Source organism: Chitinophaga sp. RCC_12 (genome assembly GCF_041360695.1).
Lineage (GTDB): Bacteria > Bacteroidota > Bacteroidia > Chitinophagales > Chitinophagaceae > Chitinophaga.
Genome location: NZ_JBFUPS010000002.1, coordinates 968206 through 991537, shown reverse-complemented (window position 1 = coordinate 991537; position 23332 = coordinate 968206). Strand labels below are relative to the sequence as shown.

General features: G+C 45.9%; 20 protein-coding genes. 6 read left to right on the top strand and 14 right to left on the bottom strand.

Annotated elements, in window-relative coordinates; all coding sequences use genetic code 11:
• Nucleotides 1-1569, bottom strand: coding sequence for a glycosyltransferase family 39 protein (locus AB6805_RS09400; RefSeq protein ID WP_370909172.1), 1569 nt, complete (start codon nucleotides 1567-1569; stop codon nucleotides 1-3).
• A 345-nt stretch (nucleotides 1570-1914) separates the two neighbouring features.
• On the opposite strand from AB6805_RS09400, the gene AB6805_RS09395 reads away from it, so the two are divergent.
• Entirely contained in the window at nucleotides 1915-2853 is a 939-nt protein-coding gene (locus tag AB6805_RS09395; RefSeq protein WP_370909171.1) for an AraC family transcriptional regulator, read from the top strand.
• 88 nt (nucleotides 2854-2941) lie between these two features.
• The gene (locus AB6805_RS09390) at nucleotides 2942-3934 is read left to right on the top strand and encodes an aldo/keto reductase (RefSeq protein ID WP_370909170.1); all 993 of its coding nucleotides are present in this window, start codon (nucleotides 2942-2944) and stop codon (nucleotides 3932-3934) included.
• Nucleotides 3935-4146: 212 nt separating this feature from the next.
• Here AB6805_RS09390 and AB6805_RS09385 read toward each other — a convergent pair whose 3' ends face one another.
• The 4 genes from AB6805_RS09385 to AB6805_RS09370 form a co-directional block, all read right to left on the bottom strand.
• Nucleotides 4147-4485: a translation initiation factor gene (locus AB6805_RS09385; RefSeq protein ID WP_370909169.1), complete on the bottom strand. Its 339-nt coding sequence runs from the start codon at nucleotides 4483-4485 to the stop codon at nucleotides 4147-4149.
• Nucleotides 4486-4505: 20 nt separating this feature from the next.
• Nucleotides 4506-5387 (bottom strand): diacylglycerol kinase family protein, encoded by an 882-nt coding sequence (locus AB6805_RS09380; protein WP_370909168.1) that lies wholly within the window; start codon nucleotides 5385-5387, stop codon nucleotides 4506-4508.
• A gap of 10 nt (nucleotides 5388-5397) precedes the next feature.
• Entirely contained in the window at nucleotides 5398-6249 is an 852-nt protein-coding gene (nadC, locus tag AB6805_RS09375; RefSeq protein ID WP_370909167.1) for a carboxylating nicotinate-nucleotide diphosphorylase, read from the bottom strand.
• Between the two features lie 136 nt (nucleotides 6250-6385).
• Nucleotides 6386-6799 (bottom strand): DUF4783 domain-containing protein, encoded by a 414-nt coding sequence (locus tag AB6805_RS09370; protein WP_370909166.1) that lies wholly within the window; start codon nucleotides 6797-6799, stop codon nucleotides 6386-6388.
• A 293-nt stretch (nucleotides 6800-7092) separates the two neighbouring features.
• Here AB6805_RS09370 and gpmI point away from each other — a divergent pair, with 293 nt between their 5' ends.
• The 3 genes from gpmI (at nucleotide 7093) to uvrC (ending at nucleotide 11430) form a co-directional block, all read left to right on the top strand.
• A complete protein-coding gene (gene gpmI, locus AB6805_RS09365; RefSeq protein WP_370909165.1) occupies nucleotides 7093-8616 on the top strand; it encodes a 2,3-bisphosphoglycerate-independent phosphoglycerate mutase in 1524 nt (507 codons plus the stop codon).
• 415 nt (nucleotides 8617-9031) lie between these two features.
• Nucleotides 9032-9616, top strand: coding sequence for a hypothetical protein (locus AB6805_RS09360; protein WP_370909164.1), 585 nt, complete (start codon nucleotides 9032-9034; stop codon nucleotides 9614-9616).
• 2 nt (nucleotides 9617-9618) lie between these two features.
• Entirely contained in the window at nucleotides 9619-11430 is a 1812-nt protein-coding gene (uvrC, locus tag AB6805_RS09355) for an excinuclease ABC subunit UvrC (RefSeq protein WP_370909163.1), read from the top strand.
• A 9-nt stretch (nucleotides 11431-11439) separates the two neighbouring features.
• Here uvrC and AB6805_RS09350 read toward each other — a convergent pair whose 3' ends face one another.
• From AB6805_RS09350 to AB6805_RS09310, 9 genes are all read right to left on the bottom strand, one after another.
• Nucleotides 11440-12033 carry a DinB family protein gene (locus AB6805_RS09350; protein WP_370909162.1) on the bottom strand — a complete coding sequence of 198 codons (594 nt, stop codon included), beginning with the start codon at nucleotides 12031-12033 and terminating at the stop codon, nucleotides 11440-11442.
• A gap of 66 nt (nucleotides 12034-12099) precedes the next feature.
• Entirely contained in the window at nucleotides 12100-12675 is a 576-nt protein-coding gene (locus AB6805_RS09345) for a Crp/Fnr family transcriptional regulator (RefSeq protein ID WP_370909161.1), read from the bottom strand.
• 75 nt (nucleotides 12676-12750) lie between these two features.
• Complete coding sequence (gldN, locus tag AB6805_RS09340) at nucleotides 12751-13779, bottom strand: gliding motility protein GldN (protein ID WP_370909160.1); 1029 nt, start codon at nucleotides 13777-13779, stop codon at nucleotides 12751-12753.
• Between the two features lie 21 nt (nucleotides 13780-13800).
• Nucleotides 13801-15339, bottom strand: coding sequence for a gliding motility protein GldM (gldM, locus tag AB6805_RS09335; RefSeq protein ID WP_370909159.1), 1539 nt, complete (start codon nucleotides 15337-15339; stop codon nucleotides 13801-13803).
• A gap of 55 nt (nucleotides 15340-15394) precedes the next feature.
• Nucleotides 15395-16138 (bottom strand): gliding motility protein GldL, encoded by a 744-nt coding sequence (gene gldL, locus AB6805_RS09330; RefSeq protein WP_370909158.1) that lies wholly within the window; start codon nucleotides 16136-16138, stop codon nucleotides 15395-15397.
• A 136-nt stretch (nucleotides 16139-16274) separates the two neighbouring features.
• Entirely contained in the window at nucleotides 16275-17558 is a 1284-nt protein-coding gene (locus tag AB6805_RS09325; RefSeq protein WP_370909157.1) for an SUMF1/EgtB/PvdO family nonheme iron enzyme, read from the bottom strand.
• 272 nt (nucleotides 17559-17830) lie between these two features.
• Entirely contained in the window at nucleotides 17831-19876 is a 2046-nt protein-coding gene (locus AB6805_RS09320) for a thioredoxin domain-containing protein (RefSeq protein WP_370909156.1), read from the bottom strand.
• Nucleotides 19877-20050: 174 nt separating this feature from the next.
• On the bottom strand, nucleotides 20051-20842 hold the full coding sequence (locus tag AB6805_RS09315) for a uroporphyrinogen-III synthase (protein ID WP_079469908.1): 792 nt from the start codon (nucleotides 20840-20842) through the stop codon (nucleotides 20051-20053).
• A 35-nt stretch (nucleotides 20843-20877) separates the two neighbouring features.
• On the bottom strand, nucleotides 20878-21882 hold the full coding sequence (locus AB6805_RS09310; protein WP_370909155.1) for a DUF4271 domain-containing protein: 1005 nt from the start codon (nucleotides 21880-21882) through the stop codon (nucleotides 20878-20880).
• Nucleotides 21883-22147: 265 nt separating this feature from the next.
• Here AB6805_RS09310 and hemW point away from each other — a divergent pair, with 265 nt between their 5' ends.
• The gene (hemW, locus tag AB6805_RS09305) at nucleotides 22148-23275 is read left to right on the top strand and encodes a radical SAM family heme chaperone HemW (protein WP_370909154.1); all 1128 of its coding nucleotides are present in this window, start codon (nucleotides 22148-22150) and stop codon (nucleotides 23273-23275) included.
• Nucleotides 23276-23332 lie beyond the last annotated feature (57 nt).

Below are 23332 nucleotides of genomic sequence, written 5' to 3'. Positions count from 1 at the left end.
TTACTTCCGGGAGTAAACGTTTTGCTCTTCACGCAAAGCCCGCTTCAGCGCTGCCGGCAATTCCGGCGAAAGGTCCGATAGCAGCCAGGCGCCGGCGCCCCATAAGTATTCCCTGGACAAGGTATCTTTCATTACACCGGTTTGCTGCAACCGGCCTATCATTTTCATATAGGCGCCTTCCGGCTTCTTACCGATCTTAACAATGTAACGGATGGTGTCCATTTCATGGAACCAGAAAACGTAATCCGCATCCATTGCATTGGCCAATGGAATATTCCTGCCCTTGTTATAGTAATTCAAAGCACCGGCCTCGCCGTAGTTGTCGCAGATCAGCAAGGTGTAACGCTTATCCGCGTCCGGCACCTGCTGCCACGTTTGCCACGACATATCCGCCAGTTCCCTCCAGCCAAGCATATCCGCAAAGTCCTGGGGAAGGGTGTGATCCTCCCCGTCTTCCCAGCGCAATAAGCCCAGCGCCCGGAACTTGCCCGCCTTTTCACGGATCTCAACAGGCTTCATCACCGGGAAAATAACGTTCACCAGCAACCCAAAAGGCACTACAATCAGGGCCACCCAGAGCAAACGCAGGTAACGCGTCCAGTCGTGCGTGAAAATCCGCTCCCAGTAAACACTCCCGAAAGCCAGTAACACGGGGTATAAACCAACCGAATAATAACTTTTTGCACGGAAATAGGTAAACAATAACATGGTTAACGCGTAAATGCCGATTATCACCCGGTAAGACCGGAACGACGGCGAAATAATTAACCCTATAACCGCCGCCACCACAATAAAAGCACCACCCACAAAGAACTTCAACTGATCTCCCAGAAAAGAAACCCGGCTTACATGTACCAGCTGGCTTTCACTTAATTCCTTCATATGATGCAACACCGGTATGCCATGCTGCAACTGCCAGATGATGTTCGGGGAGATGATCACCACGGCAATTCCCATTCCTGCATACAGGTATTTATTCCTGAACACTTTCCGGTGTGCGGACAGCAGCAGCGCCACCACCATTCCAAGCACCAGGAAAATAATATTGTACTTGTTAAGCACGCCCACACCCGTAACCACGCCCATCCACAACAACCATTTGTTCTCCTGCGTTTGCAGAAACTGCATCAGGCACCAGAATAAGGCCGTCCACGCCAGGATATCAAAAGAATTGGGCTGATACAATATGTTCATGCGGGACAAACCTGAACATAAAAATGCAAGCGCCGCCAATACCTGCGCAAACCAGCCGCCACCCAGCCTTGCCACGATTTTCCACACCAGCACCATCCTGAGCGCGCCATACAACGCAGGAAAAAATTTCACCCAAAAAAAATTATTTCCCAACCATTGTATCAGTAAAGAATTAAAGGCAGTAAGCGGCGGCACCGATAAATATCCTGCTGCCAGATGATTGGCCATATCCAGGTGAAGGTATTCGTCCCGGTGAAGCTCGTAATACGGGCTCAACACTGCATACTGAAAAACCATCTTTATAATAACGAAAAATAATAACAACCATAAAGAAGTGGGGCGATACCCTGGTTGTCCGGCAGTGGGATGTATCATATGCGGTGACAAAAAATTTTTAACCATTAAAAAAACGGAAATACCTGCTGATGTTGCAATGTATTTCCGTTATAGATTTTAAAATTTCTTGTTCAGTGGCATATGTGGCAGGCTGCTCTACATAGCGATCATCAGGGCTTGATGATAACAAGATTTTGGTTGATAAAGGCGTTAACAAATTGTGAAATTTTTTCTGATTAATCAAAAATGAAATTGCAACAATGTTTCATTTATAAAAACAAGCCTCTACCAGTAAGGCTTTACATGGATTTCAAACCGGTAAAAGTTAACATACCCGCAAGAAGTAGTGAAAGATTTTAACATAGAATTGTTTAAATTTGGTGTATGCCTTCAAGTAAAAACAACTCCATTACACTCAGGACCTTCAATGACTTCAACGACGATCTGCTGTTATACACGCAAAAGGAGGTAACTCCCAAAGCGCCGTTAAATGGTAGTTTTACAGTACATGAAAGATCTGATTGCCCTTGCGTGGATGAAGTGAGAGCCAGCAGACGGGACTATTATAAGATCAGTTTCTTTACCAAAGGTTCCGGCATTTTCACCCTCGGTGATAGCCGTTACGAGATTGATAGTCCTGCTTTACTTTTTATTAATCCATACGAATTAAAAACATGGCAGCCCACCTCGGAAGAGCAGGAGGGTTATAACTGCCTGTTCACCGACCTGTTGTTTGAAGCACAGCCCAATCACCAGGAAAACCTGTTGCAACATCCGCTTTTACAGATGGGCGCAAAAGCGGTATTCACTTTAACAAATGAACAGGTCGATTATCTCGAGTCCATTTTCAGACAACTGGTAAAGGAATACCGGGAGAATGCCGCCTTTAAACAGGAAGCGATTCTTATTTACCTGAAATTGCTGATGCTGGAAGGGAAACGCCTGTCTGCCCAGGTAAACGAACCCAAACGGCAGCTAACAGCCGCACAGGCGCTTGCACACCGCTTTACAGACAAGCTGGAAAAACAGTTCCCGATTGAATTTACTCATAACCAGTTGTCGCTGAAAACTGCCAAGGAATTTGCACAGGTATTAAATACGCATCCCAATCATTTAAATGCGTGTGTGAAACAGGCTACCGGTCGTACCGTGAGCGAACATATCCGGCAAAGAATGCTGCTGGAAGCACGCCTGTTGCTCATGCATACCGACTGGCAGATTGCTGAAATTGCCTGGTGCCTGGGATTTGAAGATCCTGGTAACTTTACGCATTTCTTTAAAAATCATAGCGGCGTTTCTCCACATCTCTACCGGGCGCAGTGATGCTTTGATTTTTGCAATTAATACTTTGCTTCTTACAATTCCGGAACCTGTACCTGCATGTAAATTTGTATCACTAAAAATTTTAACAATGCAGTACAGAAAACTAGGTAAAACAGGCGAATCAATTTCCGCAATAGGACTGGGTTGCATGGGCATGTCATTTGCATATGGCAATGCACAGGATTTTAATGAAACAGAATCACTGGCTACGCTGGAGCTGGCACTCGATCTGGGCATTAACTTCTGGGATACCGCAGATATGTATGGTCAGGGCGCCAACGAGATCCTGCTGTCAAAAATTCTCGCTACTAAAAGAGATAAAGTTTTCCTCGCTACCAAATTCGGATTCAGATTCAATGACGATGGCACCAACTATTTCGATGGTTCCCCGAAGTATATGAAACAGGCAGTGGAAGATAGTTTGAAAAGACTGAAGGTAGATATGATTGATCTTTATTACACCCACCGGATAGATGAAAATATCCCTGTAGAAGAAACAGTAGGCGCCATGGCTCAACTGGTAAAAGAAGGCAAGGTGCGCTATCTCGGATTATCAGAAGCTGGTGTGGAGTCTATTAAAAGAGCCTACGCGGTTCATCCCATTGCTGCGCTGCAATCAGAATACTCCTTGTTTACCCGCGATGTGGAAGATGGCATTTTGGCCACTACCCGCAACCTTGGCATCACCCTGGTAGCCTACAGCCCGCTGGGAAGAGGCCTTTCCACCGGCGCCATCAACAACACCGATGTTTTGAAAGACGGTGATTTCCGCAAAAACCTGCCCCGGTTCCAGGGAGAAAATTTTGAGCAGAACTTACAAACCGTAAACGCATTGGAAGCTTTTGCCAAAGAAAAAGGTATCACCGCTGCCCAGTTATCGCTGGGATGGCTGCTGGCACAAGGCGAAGATATCGTGCCTATTCCGGGAACAAAACGCAGAAAATACCTGCAGGAGAACGCCGCAGCAGCAGAAGTGAATTTATCCTCAGATGACCTGGCAGCCATCGATAGCATCTTACGCGATAACGCTATCGCCGGCACGCGGTATACCCCAGGCGGAATGCGCCTGGTAAACAGGTAGGACGCGGATTTTGTCTTTCTCAGGATTACGCTGATTTTACTGATTTTTACTTTTGGATTTTTTTGGATTTTTAGATTTAATAATAGTAATTAAGGGAGATAAAAGCGAAATATCCGCTTCTATCTCCCTTAATCCTTTATAAATCCAAAAGTAAAAATCAAACTAATCAGTAAAATCAGCGTAATCCTGAGAAAGACAACATCCGCGCTGCATTACTTAGTACGCTTATATCCCCAATCCAGCAACCATTTCACAACTTTCTCCTTGTAGTCGCCCTGGATCAGGATTTCGCCGTCTTTCACGCTGCCACCGGTGCCGCATTTCGTTTTAAGTTCTTTACCGAGCTTCTCAATATCTTCGTCTTTACCAACAAAACCGGTGATGAGGGTAACTACTTTACCGGCGCGTTGTTTTTTATCCAATGTTACTCTCAGGATTTGTTCTGCAGGTGCAAGTGTTACTGCTGCTTCTTCCTGCTCCGGCTCCAATGAGAAGTTTGGATCGGTGGAATACACGATTCCATTGCCTGGTGTATTTTTCTTTTTCGACATCTCTCTAAAATATTTAAAGGTTATTCGTTTACCACTATATTGATGGCCGCTGTTTGAATACGGATGCGTACCACCCCGTTTTCCGTAAGAGGCACTGCATCACCGTCTACCTGCAAATACTGCAATGCGCTGCTGCTGATGGTGATATCTTTGCCGGTGTAATGTTTCAGGTATCTTGTTTTATCAATGTTACCCATCAGGGAGAAAACGCTTACCGGTAACAGGCTCAGAATGCCTACCGGCGGCATTACGCAAAGATCGAGTTGTCCATCAAAAACACTGGCTTTGGGAGCCAGTTTAAATTCATAGCCAAACTGATTGCCATTGGCTACTGTTAAAAGGAATGCTTTTGTTTGCAACACTTCGCCATCTATATCGATCCTGTATTCTGCCGGTTCATAGCTGTTAAAACTTTTCAATACCAGTTTTGCGTAGCCGGATAAACCACGTTTGGTATTATGCCGGAACTGTTCTGCAATAAGCGCATCAAAACCTACGCCGGCATTGCTGAGAAACAGGTGTTCATTCGCATAACCCACATCGATGGCGCGTTGTTTATTAGTAACAACAAGACTTAACGCCTTATTCACATCCAGCGGAATTTTCAGCGCGCGCGCCAGGCCGTTGCCACTGCCTAACGGCAGGATGGCCATTGCGGTATTGCTTCCTACAAGGCCTTGAGCTATTTCATTGATAGAGCCATCGCCACCTACGGCCACCACGGTATTTACACCGTTACTAACAGCCTCCCTGGCCAGGTCTGCCCCATGGCCAAGATAGGCCAGGTAAGCAGTGCTCACTTCATACTGATCAGAGGGGAAGTGCCGGCTGATAGCGCTTTCCAATCGTTTTTCACGGTCAGTACCCGCTTTGCGGTTGATGATAAATAGAATCTTCTTCAAAAAAACTGTTTTATAATATAATCGCCTTCAGGCTCAGGTCCAGACTCACCGCGTGATGTATAATTGCGCCTACAGAGATAAAGTCTACTCCCGTTTTGGCGTATTCTTCAAGGGTATCTAACGTAATCCCACCGGAGGCTTCTGTTTCAAAACGCCCGTTAATCAGCGCAAGTGCTTTAACAATATCTGCAGGAGTAAAGTTGTCAAGCATAATCCTGTTCACCTGGCCTATTGCCAGCACTTCTTCCACATCCCGTAGGTTGCGTGTTTCCACTTCAATTTCGAGCGGAAGATTATGTTCTTTCAGGTATGCAATGGTATTGGTAACGGCGGCAGTGATGCCACCGGAAAAATCGATGTGATTATCTTTCAGCATCACCATATCATACAATCCCATCCTGTGGTTAACGCCGCCACCAATGCGAACCGCTTCTTTTTCCAGCATCCTGAAGTTGGGAGTAGTTTTGCGGGTATCGAGCACACGGGTATGGTACCCTTTCAGTTTTTCCACGTACCGGTGCGTTAATGTAGCGATGCCGCTCATGCGTTGCATGCAGTTCAGCACCAATCTTTCACCCATCAGCAGGGTATGTACGGCAGCTTCCACTTCAAAGGCCGTTTCGCCGGCCTTCATGGAGTCGCCATCTTTTTTATGGGGCGTAAAAACCGTAAACATATCCAGCCATTTAAAAATGGCTTCCGCCACTTCCATTCCGGCCAGGATACCGTCTTCCTTAATCTTCAACACCGCTTTCCCTTTGGCGGTGGGGGGAATGCAAGCCATCGTGGAGTGGTCTCCGCTTCCCATATCTTCTGCCAGTGCACTTCTGATAAACGCATTCAGCGCTGCTTCATCTAACATAATTGATTGTATTATCTGGTGTTCACGCAAAGATTGGCGCTTTGCTTCTGAGCGCGAAAGATAGGTCAAAAATAAAAAGTGCCCCGCAATAAATTGCGGGGCACCGTGGTTTTTCAACTAATTTATGTTAGCATCTTTATTTACTCTCAAATCTAAGTTCGTTCAACACCATTGTCCCACCCTTCTTCTGCAGGAAAAAAGAAACCCTGTAGTTACCGCCACCGGTGGTCATATTCCCGATGCCAAAACGGGAATTATCCCCGCCCTGATGCACCAGTTCAAATGACTTAACCTGGTTTTTTGAAAAGAAATCTTTCAAAATTATTTCGGCCTGTGCCTTACTGTAAGAATTTGATTTTCCGGATATATTGATCTCTACGTTATTGTCGAGGTAACTGGCTAATCCGCTTACATCTCCTTTCTTAAGTGCTGCCACCACATCATCGAACGGGCCGGCAACAGTGATTTCAATTGACCTGGCTGATAATTTTAATGTTGTAAAAGCACCCCCCAACAACATAATCCCCAGCACCATCAATAGCTTCTTCATTGTCAGTTTTTTTATTAAAAATGTGTTTTTCTCCAACTCAAATTAAAAGCGAAAACTATGCCAAACACCCTGCAAATCAACAAAATCACATTATCGTGGTAGCTATTAAGCCGTAAGCAATAACAGTAAGATAATATGTGTTTCATTTTGAATAATTAGAATAACAAATCTATTGGAAGAGGCCAGCAGCACTTATTTTTCATGGAAGCTTTATTTTTGTAAAATATTTAAACCCTTTATAAGTACTTTCACCCTCTCGAGTGAATTTATATTAAACTATAACCAGATAGGATATGGAAAAGAAAAGAGCCATTCTCGTAATTATGGACGGATGGGGCGAAGGTAAAGTTCCTACAGCCGATGCCATTGCACACGCAAAAACCCCTTTTGTAAGCAGTTTATACAAGCAATACCCGCATAGCCACCTTGTAACCTGCGGGGAAGCGGTTGGTCTTCCCGACGGGCAAATGGGCAACTCTGAAGTAGGTCACCTGAACATTGGCGCCGGCAGAATCGTATACCAGGAACTGCAGAGGATCAACGTAGCCATCCGTGATGGCGAAATGGCCCAAAACCAGATCCTGCTCGATACCCTGGCACATGCTAAAAATAATGATAAAGCCCTCCACCTGATTGGTTTGGTAAGCGACGGCGGCGTTCACTCTCATATTGAACACTTAAAAGCGCTCGCCACCATCGCCCAGGCGCACGGGCTTGAAAAAGTATATATCCATGCATTCACCGACGGACGCGACACCGATCCTAAAAGCGGATTGGGTTTCCTCGAAGACCTGTCGGCCCACCTGGAAAAAACTACCGGCAAAATCGCCACCGTTACCGGACGCTATTATGCAATGGACCGCGATAAGCGCTGGGAAAGGGTGAAGCTGGCCTACGATGCCCTCGTAAACGGCGTCGGCACGCCAACCCAGGATCTCCTTACCGCCGTGAAAGCATCCTATGCAGAAGGTGTTACAGACGAATTCATTAAGCCTATCATCGTAACCGATGATCAGCATAAAGCCATAGCTACTATCCAGGACGGCGACGCCGTGCTTTGCTTCAACTTCCGGACAGACCGCTGCCGCGAAATTTCGCAGGTGCTCACCCAGGAAGCTTTCCCGGATTTCGGTATGAAACCGCTGGATATCTACTACACCACCATGACAGATTATGACCGTACCTATAAAAATGTACATGTCATCTTCGAAAACGATAATCTGAACATGACCCTGGGTGAAGTACTGGCAAAAGACCACTGCACACAGATCCGTATAGCTGAAACCGAAAAATATCCGCACGTATCCTTCTTCTTCTCCGGCGGACGGGAAAAAGAATTTGAAGGAGAACGCAGGCTGATGGCGGCCTCTCCAAAAGTTGCCACCTACGACCTGAAACCCGAAATGAGCGCCAATGAACTGGCAGACCTCATTGTTCCGGAACTGCAGGCCAAAACCGCTGACTTCGTAGTGCTCAATTTCGCCAACGCCGACATGGTAGGCCATACCGGCGTATTTGAAGCCGTAATTAAGGCCGTTGAAACAGTAGACCATTGCGTGGAACGTGTGGTAACAGCTGCGCTCGCAAGCGATTACACCGTTTTCCTGACCGCTGATCACGGCAACGCCGACTTCATGATCAACGCCGACGGCTCACCCAATACCGCCCACTCACTGAACCTGGTCCCTTTCTTCATTATCAATAAGGATTTCAGAGGCCCGGTAAAAGACGGCAAACTGGGCGACATTGCCCCTACCATCCTGCATTTCATGGGCCTGGAAATTCCGAAGGAAATGACCGGCAATTTGCTGGTATAAGGCGGATTTTGTCTTGGCTCAGGATTACGCTGATTATACTGATTAGCTGGATTTTTACTTTTGGATTTTTTTTGGATTTTTTTGATTAATAATAATTAAGGGAGATAAAAGCGAATATATCCGCTTCTATCTCCCTTAATCCTTTGTAAAATCCAAAAGTAAAAATCCAGCTAATCAGTATAATCAGCGTAATCCTGAGCCAAGACAAAATCCGCATCGCCGAAGGCGATTTATTTATTCCCCCCTGTAACATTTAGTTTATCACCTCCGTTTAACAAGCGTTACCCACGAAAAATATCAGCCCAACACGCTGATTTACATATTTTTAGTGCTCTCGACAGATTTGCTCATGCATCGATGCGCCGTTTTTACGGCGCATTTTTTATGACCCGCATTTAAGTATTAATTTTGCAGCATGAAAAAATACAGGCAAGCAACAGCTTTGTTTACCATGATTGGCTTAATGGCCTGTAACCTGGCAAATAAACCATCAAAAAATAATACGCCCGATAAGTTCATAAAACTGCCGGAATATTTCAGCCAGGAGGATGCTCATATCCGCACTGGTGGCTTTATACTACATAAATCTGTAACGCTCAACTGCAAAACAGACACCGTCAGCATCCCCGGCAGCGACAGCGCCACGGTACACGACCTGTTAAAGCCCTTCACAGATGCAGATCTGAATAAACCCTCCCTCCGGGACGAATACGATACCTCCGGTTTGTATGATCCGTTTTCCGGAAGAAGATCGCTGATCTATAAATCCAAGGGAAAACAAACCAATCCGTCGGAAATAACCCTGGAACTGGATAAACATGGCAATATACAACAGGTAAATATTCACTCCTATACCAGTAACATGGTGTATGAATTCCGGCAGGATCTGCACTACCAGCAAAACAGGCAGGTACGGATGACTACCTATCAGAAAATTGCTTTCCTGTCGCCAAAAGAACTTGAAGTAAATGTAACGATCGCACCAAAAACAGGGATGTAAACATGACAGCAGCGGAGTTTCAGCAAATATCACATACCATACCGGGAGATGCCGGTATCTATAAATACTACGATGAAGCCGGCACCCTTCTTTATGTAGGGAAAGCCAAAAGTTTGCGCAAAAGAGTAAGTTCCTATTTTGTAAAAAATCACGACAACTATAAAACCCGCAAACTGGTCGAACACATCCATCATATTGAGTTCACAATCGTCGACTCTGAGCAGGATGCTTTCCTCCTGGAAAATTCACTCATCAAACAATTCAAGCCCAGGTATAATATCAATCTGAAAGATGATAAAACCTACCCTTATATTGTTATCAAACATGAGTCCTTTCCACGGGTATTTTTCACCCGCAACGTTATTAAAGACGGATCCGACTACCTGGGGCCATTCACTTCCGTTGGACGGGTAAGGGAAATACTGGATGTAATCAAATACAATATTCCTCTCCGCACCTGTAACCTCAACTTATCGGAAGAGAATATCCGTAAAGGAAAATTCAAAGTATGCCTCGAATATCACCTGGGAAACTGCAAAGGTCCCTGTGAAGGGCTGCAAACACAGGAAGACTACCGCGAAGGATTACAGCAGGTAAAGAACGTATTAAAAGGCAATCTTACCCCGGTAGTAAACCTGTTCAAAGAACAAATGCTGGAGCATGTGTCGAAGATGGAATTTGAGAAAGCGGAAATCATGCGGAAAAAAATAGCAAGCCTGGAAGACTATTCCGCTAAATCCACCATCGTAAATACCCGCATGGGTAATGTGGATGTGTTTTCAATTATCAGTGAAGGAAATCATGCTTACGTAAACTACCTGCGCATTCTCAACGGCACTATTGCTGATACCAAAACCGTAACGCTGGAAAAACAACTGGAAGAAAGCGACGAGGAAGTACTGGCCTATGCCATTGCCTATCTCCGGGAAGTATTTAAAAGCATCAACTCGGAAATCGTAGTGCCGTTCCCGTTAGTATACCCGGAAAGCAATGTTACCGTCACCGTTCCCAAAGGCGGCGATAAAAAGAAGCTGCTGGAATTGTCGGAAAAGAATGTGAATTATTTTAAAGAAGAATTATACCGGAAGAAGATCCTGCACCTGGAAGGAAAGTCGGACATGGAACGGAAACAGGTGCTGTACCAGTTGCAGGCCGACCTCGAATTGCCGGTGCTACCAGAGCACATCGAATGCTTTGATAACTCCAACTTCCAGGGCAGTTATCCGGTAGCCGCCTGCGTAGTGTTTAAAGACGGCGTTGCTTCCAAAAAAGATTACCGGCATTTCAATATTAAAACAGTGGAAGGGATCAATGACTTTGCTTCCATGAAAGAAATAGTTTTCAGGCGGTATAACCGCCTCCTCGCAGAGCAGCAACCACTTCCTCAACTGGTAATCATCGATGGTGGTAAAGGCCAGCTGGGCTCTGCTATGGAAAGCATCCGTGAGCTGAACCTCATAGGTAGCATGACAGTAGTGGGCCTTGCAAAAAATGAAGAAGAAATATTTTTCCCGGGAGATTCCGAAAGTATCAAATTGCCCTATAACAGCGAAAGCCTGAAACTTATCCGCCGGGTGCGTGATGAGGTACACCGCTTTGGTATTACTTTCCACCGCCAGAAAAGAAGTAAAGGCACCTTTAAAAATGAGCTGGAAAGCATTAAAGGCATCGGCGAAAATACGGCTACCCAACTGCTGAAAACATTCCGTTCGGTAGCGAAGATCAAATTGCTCACGCAGGAGGACCTTGTAAAAGAAGTGGGCGCCGCCAAAGCAAAACTGATCTGGGAACACTTCCATAAAGAAGGCGTATAACATTAACGGCTATACGGCCTTTTTTGCCTGCTGCCTGGTGCCGATGGCACGTTCCGCCTGCAACATATGCCGGCGAATGTGTGCCGTTAAAAAACCAAAGGTATCTCCGGCAGATAATTTTATAAACCGCGACAGGGAAGTAGTTACTTTCAGCTGTTGAATATTTACTTTTTCTGCGCGCAACAATAAATCTCTCATCTGTTCCTGCTGATCAATAAACTCCCGCAGCACCGCCTCCACATCCGGCTGAACGGATGGCAGGTGTCCTTTAGGGGATTTCATACGGGAACGCAGGTTGCCATCTGCGGCAGGTTCCATGAGGCGGGTAAACCATGCGCCGATCCAGCTGCTGCGGAAGAAGGGAGCAGGCCGGCTGTTACGTTGTTCCCCGCGGGTAATGGCCTGGTCCAACGCCGGCAAATAAAACCGGCCGTAAGTATTCAGGTGCTCCAGGCATTGTGCGGCACTCCACTGGCCGGGACCGGGTGCATGTTGTAAAACAGCATCGGGCTGCCCGCCGAAACGGCTTTCTGCCTGGTATTGCATGGCTGCATTTTTCCTTCGTAAATCCTGCAGGAGCTCATCACTGTTAACGCGGTTCATATTCGGTTCGATTTAATACAAAATTAGGTGGGTTACCTGTAAAAAATCTTTGTGCAGATCAACATTTTATAGCTTCACAGTACTTAGCAGTTTGCTGAAAGTAGCGGGATCGATGCCGAGATAGGAGGCCAGGTATTTATGCGGAATCAGCTGTAATACCTGCGGGCTGCGGGTTAGCAGTTGCCTGAATTTTTGTTCTGCGGTGAAAGACAGCAATTCTTTATGTCTTTCCAATACCCCGGCCAGTGCGGCAGCAGTTCCCAGTCTGGCCCATCTTTCAATGACAGGATATTGCAGGGCAAGCCGGTTAAAATCGGCGTACGTCATCCGCAGGAATTCGCTGTGTGTAAGGGTTTCGAGGTACCAGGGTGATGGTTGCTGAAGCTGGAAAGAATCCAATACGCCAGAGAAGGAGCCGGTGTAGGTGAATACGATCGTAGATTCCTTTTCGCCTTCCAGGGCAAAAACACGCTGTACGCCGGCTGTTACGAAGTATAGATACTTTTCTATTTCCCCGGCTGCGGTCATTACTTCCCTGCGTTTAAACTGCACCGGATGCCAGCAGGCTGCCAGTGCCTCCCATACGGTATCCGGGAGAGGCATGATCTGGAAAACGATTTTATGTAGCTGCTGAAGGGACATACGGAAAGATAAAAAAAGAAAGGCAATCAGCATAAACTGATTGCCTTTCCGTATTGATCAGTGATCATTATTTGATTAATACTGCCAGAGGTCCTGCTCTTTATTAAAGATACGGTCGTGAATACCTTGTCCTTCCAGGAGGCGCATGGTACCATCTTTAATATAGTCCTTGATCTCGCGGTTGTAGGTATTGTTTTCCTTTACTATGTAGCTGCCAAAGAAGCGCATTTCAAAAAGGTCTTCCCAGCTGATAGTGGATGCATCGTTATTCTGGTTATACACATCGTGCTTGGCCAGGATAGCGCGGCAATCCGGATAATACACCCAGAATAAAGGGATGGATGCGCGTATGCTGCCATCTTCATTTATGCGGGATACCATAGGAGCTATACCCAGTATACGAACTTTGAGGGCGGAAGCTTCTTTGTCGAATACCCAAACTTCTTTTATTTTGTACTGTTTAATGGTACGTGCATCGAAGTCGTCGCGGGTAGTCACCATTTTTTCTTCGCCGGTTACCGGATCTATACTGCGTACGGTTCTTTCTTCGCCTGCGAGTTTAGTTTGTATTTCGGAGTAGGGCATTACAGTGGTGAAGCGGTCGTCAACAGCGTTGAAGGCTTCTATCTCTTTATTCTTGATAGCGTCGAGCAAAATATTGATGAACAGCTGATTGGTACCAGACTCATCTTCCACGTTATATTGGAAGGGGAGGTTGATCTTTTCCCTGATATCGATTACCTGCCATACACGTTTTTCCCAGAACCTGTCATCCTCGCGGATGTAGTCGTAGGCGATGGGTGTACGTTCTCTGGCAAGGTTTCTTTCCACCACACCATCCACTCGCAGTGATTTGCGCGGAGTATCTACCAGCGGGGCTGATATACCATCCGTACGCAGAGAAGCAGGAGGAGCAGAAGATGGAGGAGGAGGCGCTACCGCATTCCCGGTTGCCGGGTTTACTACGCTATCCGGTGCAGGTGTTGCTGTAGTAGCAGTTCTGCGGCGGGTTGTACCGCCACGGCGTTGCGCATCAGCAGCTGTTGCCAGCATCACCAGCAAAAGAGTGCACCAACCAATTCTGTTAAATATTACTGCTCGCATAATTCAGTAATTAATGGACCGTTAGTTTAATTTAAATATAGTACTCGGCATGGAACGAACCACATTATCCGGGCCTTTCACTTTTACGTTTTCAAAGAAAACTTCATCGCCTGGGCGTAGAGAACGGATGGATGCGGCTACATTTCCGGGGAAATAAGCAGAAGTAGCATCACCTTCCTGGTACTCTTTGCCTTTTGCAGAGATACCTACGCGGTAACCGATTACTTCATATTTCACGCCTTCAAATTCAAAATCTTCGAGGTCGGCACGTAAGCCACCCTGTACTTTAAAGTCAGCTGCCTTCATGCTGCCGCCTTTATTAACTCCCACTTTCAACACCGGATCCGGAACACGTTTCACACGGAATTCTTTCTGACCGAGTGATTTGGTTTTTCCATCGATGTTAGCGACTACGTTAATCACTGCTTTGCCTGGTTGGCTAACAGTTACAAGGTATTCGCCGGAACCGCGTTTGGTCATATTACCACCTGATATAGAAGCAGACACCTGTTCGGCAGGTACGCCGGCAGCAGAAATCGAAATAGGATTCTGGAGGCCGATATACAGCACGTTCATTTTGTCTGCGGAGATGGAGGTAGCAGAAGCACCTACATTATAAGTTTCGGTAAAGGAATAGGATTCAGGAGCGCCACCAGTTGGGCTAGGTAAGGTAATAGACCCGGTTAATGTTTTTTCACCAATGCCGGAAACAGGAACAGTATATACTCCTAAACCTTCATGTGCTTCAATGGTAGAACCATTTACAACAATAGTCGGATTAACCGTAGTGCTGTAAGCACCTACTGCGATGTTGGCAGTTAAGGTTTGTCCTTCCATGAGGTTTTTGGAATTCAGGGAGATAAATGGTCTTACTTTATCGAATTTAAATGTGTTCGCATCAATCTGACGGAACAGGTCATCGATAATGGCAGACTCAGAGTTTTTGATATCATTCTGGAATTTACCCAGGATGGTTACTGCAGCAATAGTAGGTACCATGTTGAAGTGGTAGGTAGTCCATGATTTCGGACCGCCGCCATGTTCATCATTTGATTTACCTACTTCAATTTTCAGTGGTAAAGTTCTTGTGAATTGATCTTTCTTTTTAGGATCAACGAAAGAGAGTAATTGGTTACGTAAATCTTTCAATTTAGCTTCCAGTTCAGGACCTTTCTTCATATTCTCCATTACCCTGGTAGGAGCGTCCAGTCCGGCTTTATCCTTAATTTCACCATGTTCGTCCAGGCCACCACTTTCTGTGATGATGGTTTTCTTTAAGGACTCTACGTAATCATACATGCTGGCGGATATTTGTTTCACCTGCTGGGCTTTTGCTCTGAGAGGTGCTGTTTTTTCCGCATTATCCTTCATCTGTGCATCAAATTGTTTGTAGATGAAGTCATTCTTGTCAGCTAAGGATTTATTTGAAGTATTGATTGAATTATTTACGATACTAAAAGCGTTCAATATTTCAGCAGAGACGTTCAACGCCAGCATGGCCGTCAAGACCAGGTACATGATGTTGATCATCTTCTGCCTAGGATCTTTAGGTAGTGCCATAGTTTGTTTTCAGATTTAATTGATATGTGTTAATTCAGAAACTATTAGCGTTACCTTATCTTCCTCCGTGCATAGCGCTCAGCATATTACCATAAATTGAGTTCAGGTTGCTGAGGTTTTTAGCGAGCAGGGAAATTTGTTCCTGTGTTTTCTTGGCATCTTCAATGCTGCCACTCATCGCACTGGAAGCATTCTGCAGGTTGCTGTAGAATGAATTCATTGCTTTCAGGTGGTTGTTGGTGTCCTGGAGTTCCAGTTCGTAGATAGCATTGAGGGAAGCCAGATTTTTAGTCATACCCTGCATCTGTACATGGAAATCTTTAGTAGATTCTGATGCACTGTTGAAAGAAGATACGGCAGCAGCGGCTGTAGTATAAGCATTTGCTACATTACCGATAGCGCTGGCAGCTTCTCTTGTTTTCTGTGTGTAATCTCCGGTGGCTGCAACTACATCGCTGATATCTCTCATTTTATCAACGGTAGTACCCAGTTTCTGGAAGTTTTCGCTTAAGCGCTGCAGGTTGGCAGGTGTAATGTCTGCTTCCTGGAGCATTTTGTCCAAACCGGCTACAGCTGGACTTCCTGCTACTGCTACCACCTGGCCTTCCGTGTGTGCGCCGGAATCAGGTACAAAAGCGTAAACGAAAAAGATCAGCGCTTCTACGCTCAGACCCAGGATCAAAGCGATGTCAGCTCCGCGCCAGTGCTGTAATTTGAACAATGCTCCCACGATTACCACGGAAGCCGCAATACATACGAAAAAGTTCAGCCATTTAGCTTTGTTAGGATTCATAGCCATAGGTTAAAATTTACTGGTTAAAATGTTAGTTAAAGTCTGTATGGAATAGTTAATTCTCACTGATTTACTCATAATAGTGTACATACTAAAGGTTTCTTTGGTGTTAATAAATACAGGCTATTATTTATTGATTATCCTATCTGTGCTTCACTCGTCTGCTCAGGGCAATGGTACATCTGAAACCAACATAAGATTTCGAACTGTCCTGATACTCATATGTTCTGGTTCCGGTTTGAAGGAAATATCCTACGTCTTTCCATGAACCACCCCTGATTGCTTTACGCTTCATCTTTAATGGTGCATCATCCGGTACATCCATTCTCAGATATGGGTTCATATCTGATGTGAAAGAATAGGCATTTTCGTAAAAGATATCTGCTGTCCATTCCGCAACGTTGCCGGACATGTTATATAAGCCATAATCATTAGGCCAGTAAGCATCTGCACGAACGGTGTAAAAACCACCATCTTCCGGATAATTACCACGACCGGGCTTGAAGTTAGCCAGCAAACATCCTTTTTTATTACGGATGTAGTAACCGCCCCAAGGGTAAGGCGTTTGCTCTCTTCCGCCACGGGCGGCATATTCCCACTGCGCTTCAGAAGGTAACTGGAATTTATCTTCCGTAAACAGCTTCTTGCTGGCGCGGTAGTCTTCCCAGAATTTACTTCTCCATTCGCAGAAGGCAGTTGCCTGGTGCCAGTTTACACCTACTACCGGATAGTTATCAAACGCCGGGTGCCAGAAGTACATACGTGTCATCGGCTCGTTATAGGCATATGAGAAATCCCTGATCCAGCACAGTGTATCCGGGTAAATGGGCACGTCTTTCTTTACAATAAAAGTAGAACGCGGCTTACCGAAATTTTCTCTCAGCTTCGCTTTATCCCAGTTAAAGGTTTCCTGGTGGTAAATCAGTTTGCCCACATCAATATCCTTGCGGCCGTATAACCGGTCTGCTTCGGTATACACCATCGCATCCAGTTTTTCCATGGTAGCCTTGTCTTTATAGACAATCTTCTGCTTCCAGTCAATAATATCATGACCATCATCAGATTTTACATGACCCAGCAAAATGTGTGCAATAGAGTCCTGTACCCAATTCACAAACTGGCGGTACTCGTTATTCGTAATTTCCGTAGCATCCATATAGAAGCCGGAAATTGAAATCGACTTGTTACGTGCCGTGTATGCATAGTTTACGTCCTCATCACTGGGACCCATGTGAAAAGTTCCGGCTGGTACGTATACCATCCCGTACGGTACAGGGGGAGAGTACTTCGGTCTCGGACTTACGCCGATCAATTGCCCTTGCGCATTTTTAGGGGTTTTACTACCGCCACAGCTGGCCAGCAGGGAAACCAGCAAAACTGCCAACAGACCTTTTACATAGTTAAGCTTCATAAGGGTAGCTTTCATCAGAATATGTTTTTTCTATTAACCAGCCTGGTGTGATTTGCCTGTATACAAGGGAACACAATTCTCATTTTTTTCACCCGCTTTGTTTATATGAAAGATAGCAAATGTAATAATTAATTTTAATCCGTAGTGACTTTTTATCCAACTTTTTCAATTCGCCTTATATCCGTTCTGTAACTAGTTTAAACGCACCTTTTAACATTTTATTATATAAACGTAATAACATTTATTGAATCAATAGCCTCCCTTACGAGAGGCAAGTTACATAATTATTATATTAAATTAATAATTTCTTCTATATAATGTACGGGCTTAATGCAATGATAATCTTTACATAAATAAACTAAAGTGTCATTTTCCTGCTCCCGCCCGGTCAGCAGGGGAATCGCCGGAATATTTTTTTCTGCGCCGACAAGAATCCTGTACGGGATAAACCATTTTCCCGCTTCATCCATTCTTTCCCTGAAATTTTTTCCGACAATGGCCAGTTCGGGGGTACCTTTTACCAGCTGTAATAACTGGCTCGCCCACACGCCAAAGGAGGTAGGGTATCTCACTATCGTTTGCGACAGGCTGGAAACGGCTCCCACACAGCGGTTTGCCCAATCCTTCTCATCAAAAACAACAGAAAGGTACCAAAGGTTCTGCATCATCACCGCATTTCCACTGGGCACTGCCCCATCGTAGATTTCCTTCTTCCGCACAATCACATCATTCTGACCCTCAATGGTATAGTAAAAGAACTGCCCGGCTTCATCACCAAAATGAGCGATCACAAAGGCCGTAATATCACGCGCCTCATATAAATACCGGGCGTCGCCGGTAACTTCCTGCAACGCTATCAGCGCCCGGATCAAACACGCATAATCGTCCAGGAACGCCGGATACTTCGCCTGGTCCTGTTTCCATGTATGGTAAAAGGCACTACCGGCAGCCTCCTGGCGGAAATTCGATAAACAGAAATCCATATTGCGGATAGCCATCTCCCTGTAAGCTGGTACGCCAAGTGCCGCATAAGCCTTACAGCAGGCATGTACCATCATGGCATTCCATCCCAGCAGGATCTTATCGTCCAATCCCGGCCGGATACGGTTAGCCCTTACCGCCAGCAACTTCTCCCGGCAACCTTTTAACATGGCGCCGAAAATATCCGCGTCATATCCTTTTTCCGCCGCGAAATCCAGCAGCGGCTGTTGTACCCATAAAATATTCTGTTCCTCCCAGTTGCCATGATCCGTTACATCATAATACTCGCAGAAAGGCTTTGCCTGTTCCCCCAGGATATGATGGATCTCCGCTTTGCTCCAGGTATAAAACTTTCCTTCCACACCTTCAGAATCTGCGTCCAGCGCGGCATAGAAGCCTCCTCCGGGAGCGGTCATTTCACGGGTAATAAAGTCCATCGTATCCCTGACCGTTTGGGCATATACCTCGTTGTGTGTCAGCTGATAAGCATCGCACAACACATCCAGGAGCAGCGCATTATCATACAACATCTTTTCAAAATGAGGCGCCAGCCACTTTTCATCGGTGGAATAACGGGCAAACCCGCCACCCAGCTGATCATAGAGGCCGCCCTGCAGCATTTTATCCAGCGACAGCAACGCCTGTTGCAGCGCTTCCGGATGCTGATACGCATGATGATACCTCAGCAGGTAAGCAATGGTAAAGGTTTGCGGGAACTTTGGCGCCCGGCCAAAACCGCCCCACCGGGTATCGGCCTGCTTCAGTATATTTTCACAAATGGTGTCACACTGCGCTTTGGTAAATAATTCTTCGAAGGGAATATCTAGATGCAACCCGGGCTGCTGCCCAAACCGGGCTGATTGCTGTATATGCTGTACCAGGTTATCTGCCTGGGTTTCAATCTCCTCCCGTTTATTTTGAAATGCATCAGCAAGCGATAACAGCACATCTGTCCAGGAAGGACGGCTGTATGCTTTCACCGGCGGGAAATAAGTGCCGCCATAAAAAGGCTTTTTATCCGGTGTAAGAAAAACATTCAGCGGCCAGCCACCAGCACCGGTCATAGCCTGTACGGCGTCCATATAAATATGATCCAGATCGGGCCTTTCCTCCCGGTCTATCTTAATATTAATAAAATGTTCGTTCATGATGGCAGCTGTAGCTTCCTGCTCAAAGCTTTCCCGCTCCATTACATGGCACCAGTGACAAGCGGCATACCCGATACTTACCAATATAGGTTTATCCTCCTGCAACGCACGTTGCAAGGCTTCTTCCCCCCACGGATACCAGTTTACAGGATTATGCGCATGCTGCAGCAGATATGGACTGGTTTCACTGATAAGCTTATTCATGGATTCCCCCTACGCGATAATAATGATTGATCTTCTTATTTCTTCTACAAAGAAATTTATTTTTTCAGGATTACAAAGAAATATTTTGAAACCGGCCCCTGCATTGCCATCGCAGCAAAAAAAACAGGGATGGCATTACGCCACCCCTGCTCAGTTTTATCGCAGAAAAATTGCTTACTTCTTTATTAATGTAGTCAGGTACTGCTCCAGCGCAGCTGCCATAGAAGGCGCCTGCGGAAGTGGTGCTTTTACATCCAGTCTTAACCCCGCTTCTTCCACCGCAGCGGAAGTAGTAGGACCGAAGGCGCCGATGTGCGTCCCGTTCTGCACAAATTCAGGCATGTTCTCAAACAGTGACTTCACGCCGGAAGGACTGAAAAACACGATCATGTCATAAGCAGTAGCAGCCAATACTTCCTTTACATCTGTAGAAACGGTTTTGTAAAGCGTAGCGGTGGCATAGTCGCACTTGTTTGCTTTCAGCCATTCTTCGATATCTTTCTTCTGGCTATCAGAGCTGGGGAAAAGGAATTTCTCATTATCCCGGTGCTTGTTCATCACCTCCAGTACCCCTTTGGTAGAACCGTCTGCTCCGTAAAATACCTTCCGCTTCCGGTAAAGAATGAATTTCTGCAGATACAACGCCACGGCTTCTGTAATACAAAAGTATTTGCAGTCCTGTGACACCTTAATCTTCATTTCTTCACAAATCCGGAAAAAGTGGTCTACCGAGTTACGACTGGTAAAAATTACCGCCGTAAAGCTGAGAATGTCGATTTTCTGTTTTCTGAACTCCTTCGCTGGCAAACCTTCCACCCTTATGAACGGATAAAAATCCAATTTTATATTGAATTTCCTGGCCAGATCAAAGTAGGGTGACTTTTCTGTTTCAGGCTTAGGTTGAGAAATTAGGATTGACTGAATTTGTTTTCCTTGCAAATCTTTTTTTGGCCCGCCTTTTATCATACGTTTTTTGCTCTTGTGTTAACAATAGGCGATAATCAGGGATTACCAGTTAACCAGATATTCTGCAGCACCTTGGTTAATATTAAAACAGGCGCTACTTCGAATGCGCAAAGGTAAAGAAAAAAATGCAATTTACTGAAAGATAGGTACTGCCTAACCAGTGAATAAGATCTAATATACCTGTAGATAATGAGTAATACAATAAAAAACAAGGATATATATAGGAAAGTCCGCGCTATTTCGGGTGTACAGAAGGCAATTATCACCAAAAACGGCACCAGCAACACCCCCAAAATCTTGTTGATCAGGTAAAGAATGAAAATATAAGCATCCGCCAGCTCAGAATTCCCGAACAGCCAGCCGCAAAAACGCAACATCACGTACTTAAAACCATACACCACGGCCACCATCACTATTAAACCCGGTATCAGCAACCAGGGCTCCGCCTGCGGAAATACCTGCTGCCGGTACAATACCAGGTAAAAATACAGCCCAAGCACAATAGCGAAGAAAATATTCAGCAACATATTGGGAAAAGGCGATTGCGATAACTGGTCCTTTAATTGCCGCTGGCTCAGCGTAGGATTCAGGAAGGCCCGGAACAGATCCGAGAAATATTTCCGGTAAGCCAGGCGTATCACGCTCAGGATCAGCATTACCCCTGCCATCAGGTAAATAAGCCAGTCCATATTGCGGTAAGGTCTTATCGGGTTGGTATCCACGAACCGTGGTTTGCCGGGTTTCAGGAAGACGTTTTCCTGCGATATCTTCTTCAGGTAAAGATCATATGCTGATACCGGCTTCACCTTAGGTACTGCCGCCAATGCCAGGCTATCTGTTTTCAGGTGGGCGGTATCCTTCCCGAGCTTTGTGGTATCTTTCTTTATGCGTGCAACTGCCGGTAAAGCAGCCCTGGTGCTGTCTCTTTTAACAGGAGCGGTACGCGCCTTCGCGCGCGATGAATCTGCAGCTGTACGGGTAATCACCGGCTTTTTCTTTACTGCCGGCGGCACCGCAGCGGAATCTGTTGTTTGTGCCAAAACGGGCAAATAACCTAAAATGAATAACAGCAGTAACCAGTTTCGCACCAGGAAAATATTTTGCAATGACTTTAAATCGGTTTTTCAATAACCCGTTTCCCACACAAAGGAATCAACGGCAATTAACAACGTCCTGCCCACATAACAAAAAGGAAACGTAATTATGATATCGCAAAGATATTAAAATAGTCCATAGTTGACCGGAGTGTAGTAAAGGGAAGAAGGTATCTTTGCGGCCAATACGGGTAAACAATCATAAAACGTCATGGCCGGAATTTATTTACATATTCCTTTTTGCAAGCAGGCCTGTTACTACTGCAATTTTCATTTTTCCACCTCGCTGTCGCAGCAGGAGGCAATGGTCAATAGCATCCTGCAGGAAATCACACTGCAAAAGGATTATCTCGCGCAGCACCCGGTACACACCATCTACTTTGGCGGCGGCACTCCCAGCCTGCTGAAAGAAGAGGAACTCGCTGCGCTGCTGTCGCACCTGCGCGCCACCTTTGCAGTAGCGGAGGATGCGGAAATTACCCTGGAAGCCAACCCCGACGACCTCACCGCTGAAAAACTCGCCCATTTGAAAGCCGCCGGCATCAACCGGCTCAGCATAGGCGTGCAGTCGTTTCACGAAGAGGACCTTACCTGGATGAACCGGGCGCACAACAGCCGGCAGGCACTGGATTGTATCAAACAGGCGCAGGATCTCGGGTTTCAGAATATCACCATCGACCTTATTTACGGAGGCCCCACGCTTACCAATGAAGGCTGGGAACAAAATGTGAAACAGGCCATTGCACTGGGCGTTCCGCATTTATCGTGTTATGCGCTCACCGTAGAACCGGGAACGGCGCTGGATCAGTTTATAAAGAAAAAGAAGATGGCTGCTACCGATCCGGACAAAGCAGCGCAGCATTTTGAAATGCTGATGGAATGGCTGGGAGCCGCCGGCTATGAACATTACGAAATCTCCAATTTCGCCTTACCAGGATGGCATTCCCGGCATAACAGCAGCTACTGGCAGGGCAAGCCCTATCTTGGCCTGGGCCCGTCGGCCCACTCGTTCAACGGCGCTTCGCGGCAATGGAACATCGCCAATAATGCCCAATACATAAAAAGCATCACGGCAGGTACCGTGCCTTTTGAAATAGAGTCGCTCACTACGGCCATGCAGTTCAACGAATACATCATGACCTCCCTCCGTACTTCCGCCGGATGCAACCTGGAATGGGTGGCAGAAAAGTTCGGCGCCGATCATACCATTCATTTACTGGCGCACAGTGAACCGTATATTAGAATGGGCCGCATAGAGCGGGTAGGGGAAACCTTGCGGTTAACAAAAGCCGGTCGCCTGTTCGCAGATGGAATCGCCGGCGAGTTATTCATCTTATAAAAAAAGCAGCGGAGGTAATATCCCCGCTGCTCTTCTATATAATAATATCCTATTTGT

Excerpts from the sequence above, each read along its gene's own strand:
- AB6805_RS09325 (WP_370909157.1), bottom strand. The coding sequence starts at position 17,558 with ATGAAAGCTACCCTTATGAAGCTTAACTATGTAAAAGGTCTGTTGGCA.
- gpmI (WP_370909165.1), top strand. The coding sequence starts at position 7,093 with ATGGAAAAGAAAAGAGCCATTCTCGTAATTATGGACGGATGGGGCGAA.
- AB6805_RS09400 (WP_370909172.1), bottom strand. The coding sequence starts at position 1,569 with ATGATACATCCCACTGCCGGACAACCAGGGTATCGCCCCACTTCTTTA.
- hemW (WP_370909154.1), top strand. The coding sequence starts at position 22,148 with ATGGCCGGAATTTATTTACATATTCCTTTTTGCAAGCAGGCCTGTTAC.
- AB6805_RS09320 (WP_370909156.1), bottom strand. The coding sequence starts at position 19,876 with ATGAATAAGCTTATCAGTGAAACCAGTCCATATCTGCTGCAGCATGCG.
- gldL (WP_370909158.1), bottom strand. The coding sequence starts at position 16,138 with ATGGCTATGAATCCTAACAAAGCTAAATGGCTGAACTTTTTCGTATGT.
- AB6805_RS09350 (WP_370909162.1), bottom strand. The coding sequence starts at position 12,033 with ATGAACCGCGTTAACAGTGATGAGCTCCTGCAGGATTTACGAAGGAAA.
- gldN (WP_370909160.1), bottom strand. The coding sequence starts at position 13,779 with ATGCGAGCAGTAATATTTAACAGAATTGGTTGGTGCACTCTTTTGCTG.
- AB6805_RS09360 (WP_370909164.1), top strand. The coding sequence starts at position 9,032 with ATGAAAAAATACAGGCAAGCAACAGCTTTGTTTACCATGATTGGCTTA.
- gldM (WP_370909159.1), bottom strand. The coding sequence starts at position 15,339 with ATGGCACTACCTAAAGATCCTAGGCAGAAGATGATCAACATCATGTAC.
- AB6805_RS09345 (WP_370909161.1), bottom strand. The coding sequence starts at position 12,675 with ATGTCCCTTCAGCAGCTACATAAAATCGTTTTCCAGATCATGCCTCTC.
- AB6805_RS09390 (WP_370909170.1), top strand. The coding sequence starts at position 2,942 with ATGCAGTACAGAAAACTAGGTAAAACAGGCGAATCAATTTCCGCAATA.
- nadC (WP_370909167.1), bottom strand. The coding sequence starts at position 6,249 with ATGTTAGATGAAGCAGCGCTGAATGCGTTTATCAGAAGTGCACTGGCA.
- AB6805_RS09385 (WP_370909169.1), bottom strand. The coding sequence starts at position 4,485 with ATGTCGAAAAAGAAAAATACACCAGGCAATGGAATCGTGTATTCCACC.
- AB6805_RS09395 (WP_370909171.1), top strand. The coding sequence starts at position 1,915 with ATGCCTTCAAGTAAAAACAACTCCATTACACTCAGGACCTTCAATGAC.
- AB6805_RS09315 (WP_079469908.1), bottom strand. The coding sequence starts at position 20,842 with ATGATAAAAGGCGGGCCAAAAAAAGATTTGCAAGGAAAACAAATTCAG.
- AB6805_RS09370 (WP_370909166.1), bottom strand. The coding sequence starts at position 6,799 with ATGAAGAAGCTATTGATGGTGCTGGGGATTATGTTGTTGGGGGGTGCT.
- uvrC (WP_370909163.1), top strand. The coding sequence starts at position 9,619 with ATGACAGCAGCGGAGTTTCAGCAAATATCACATACCATACCGGGAGAT.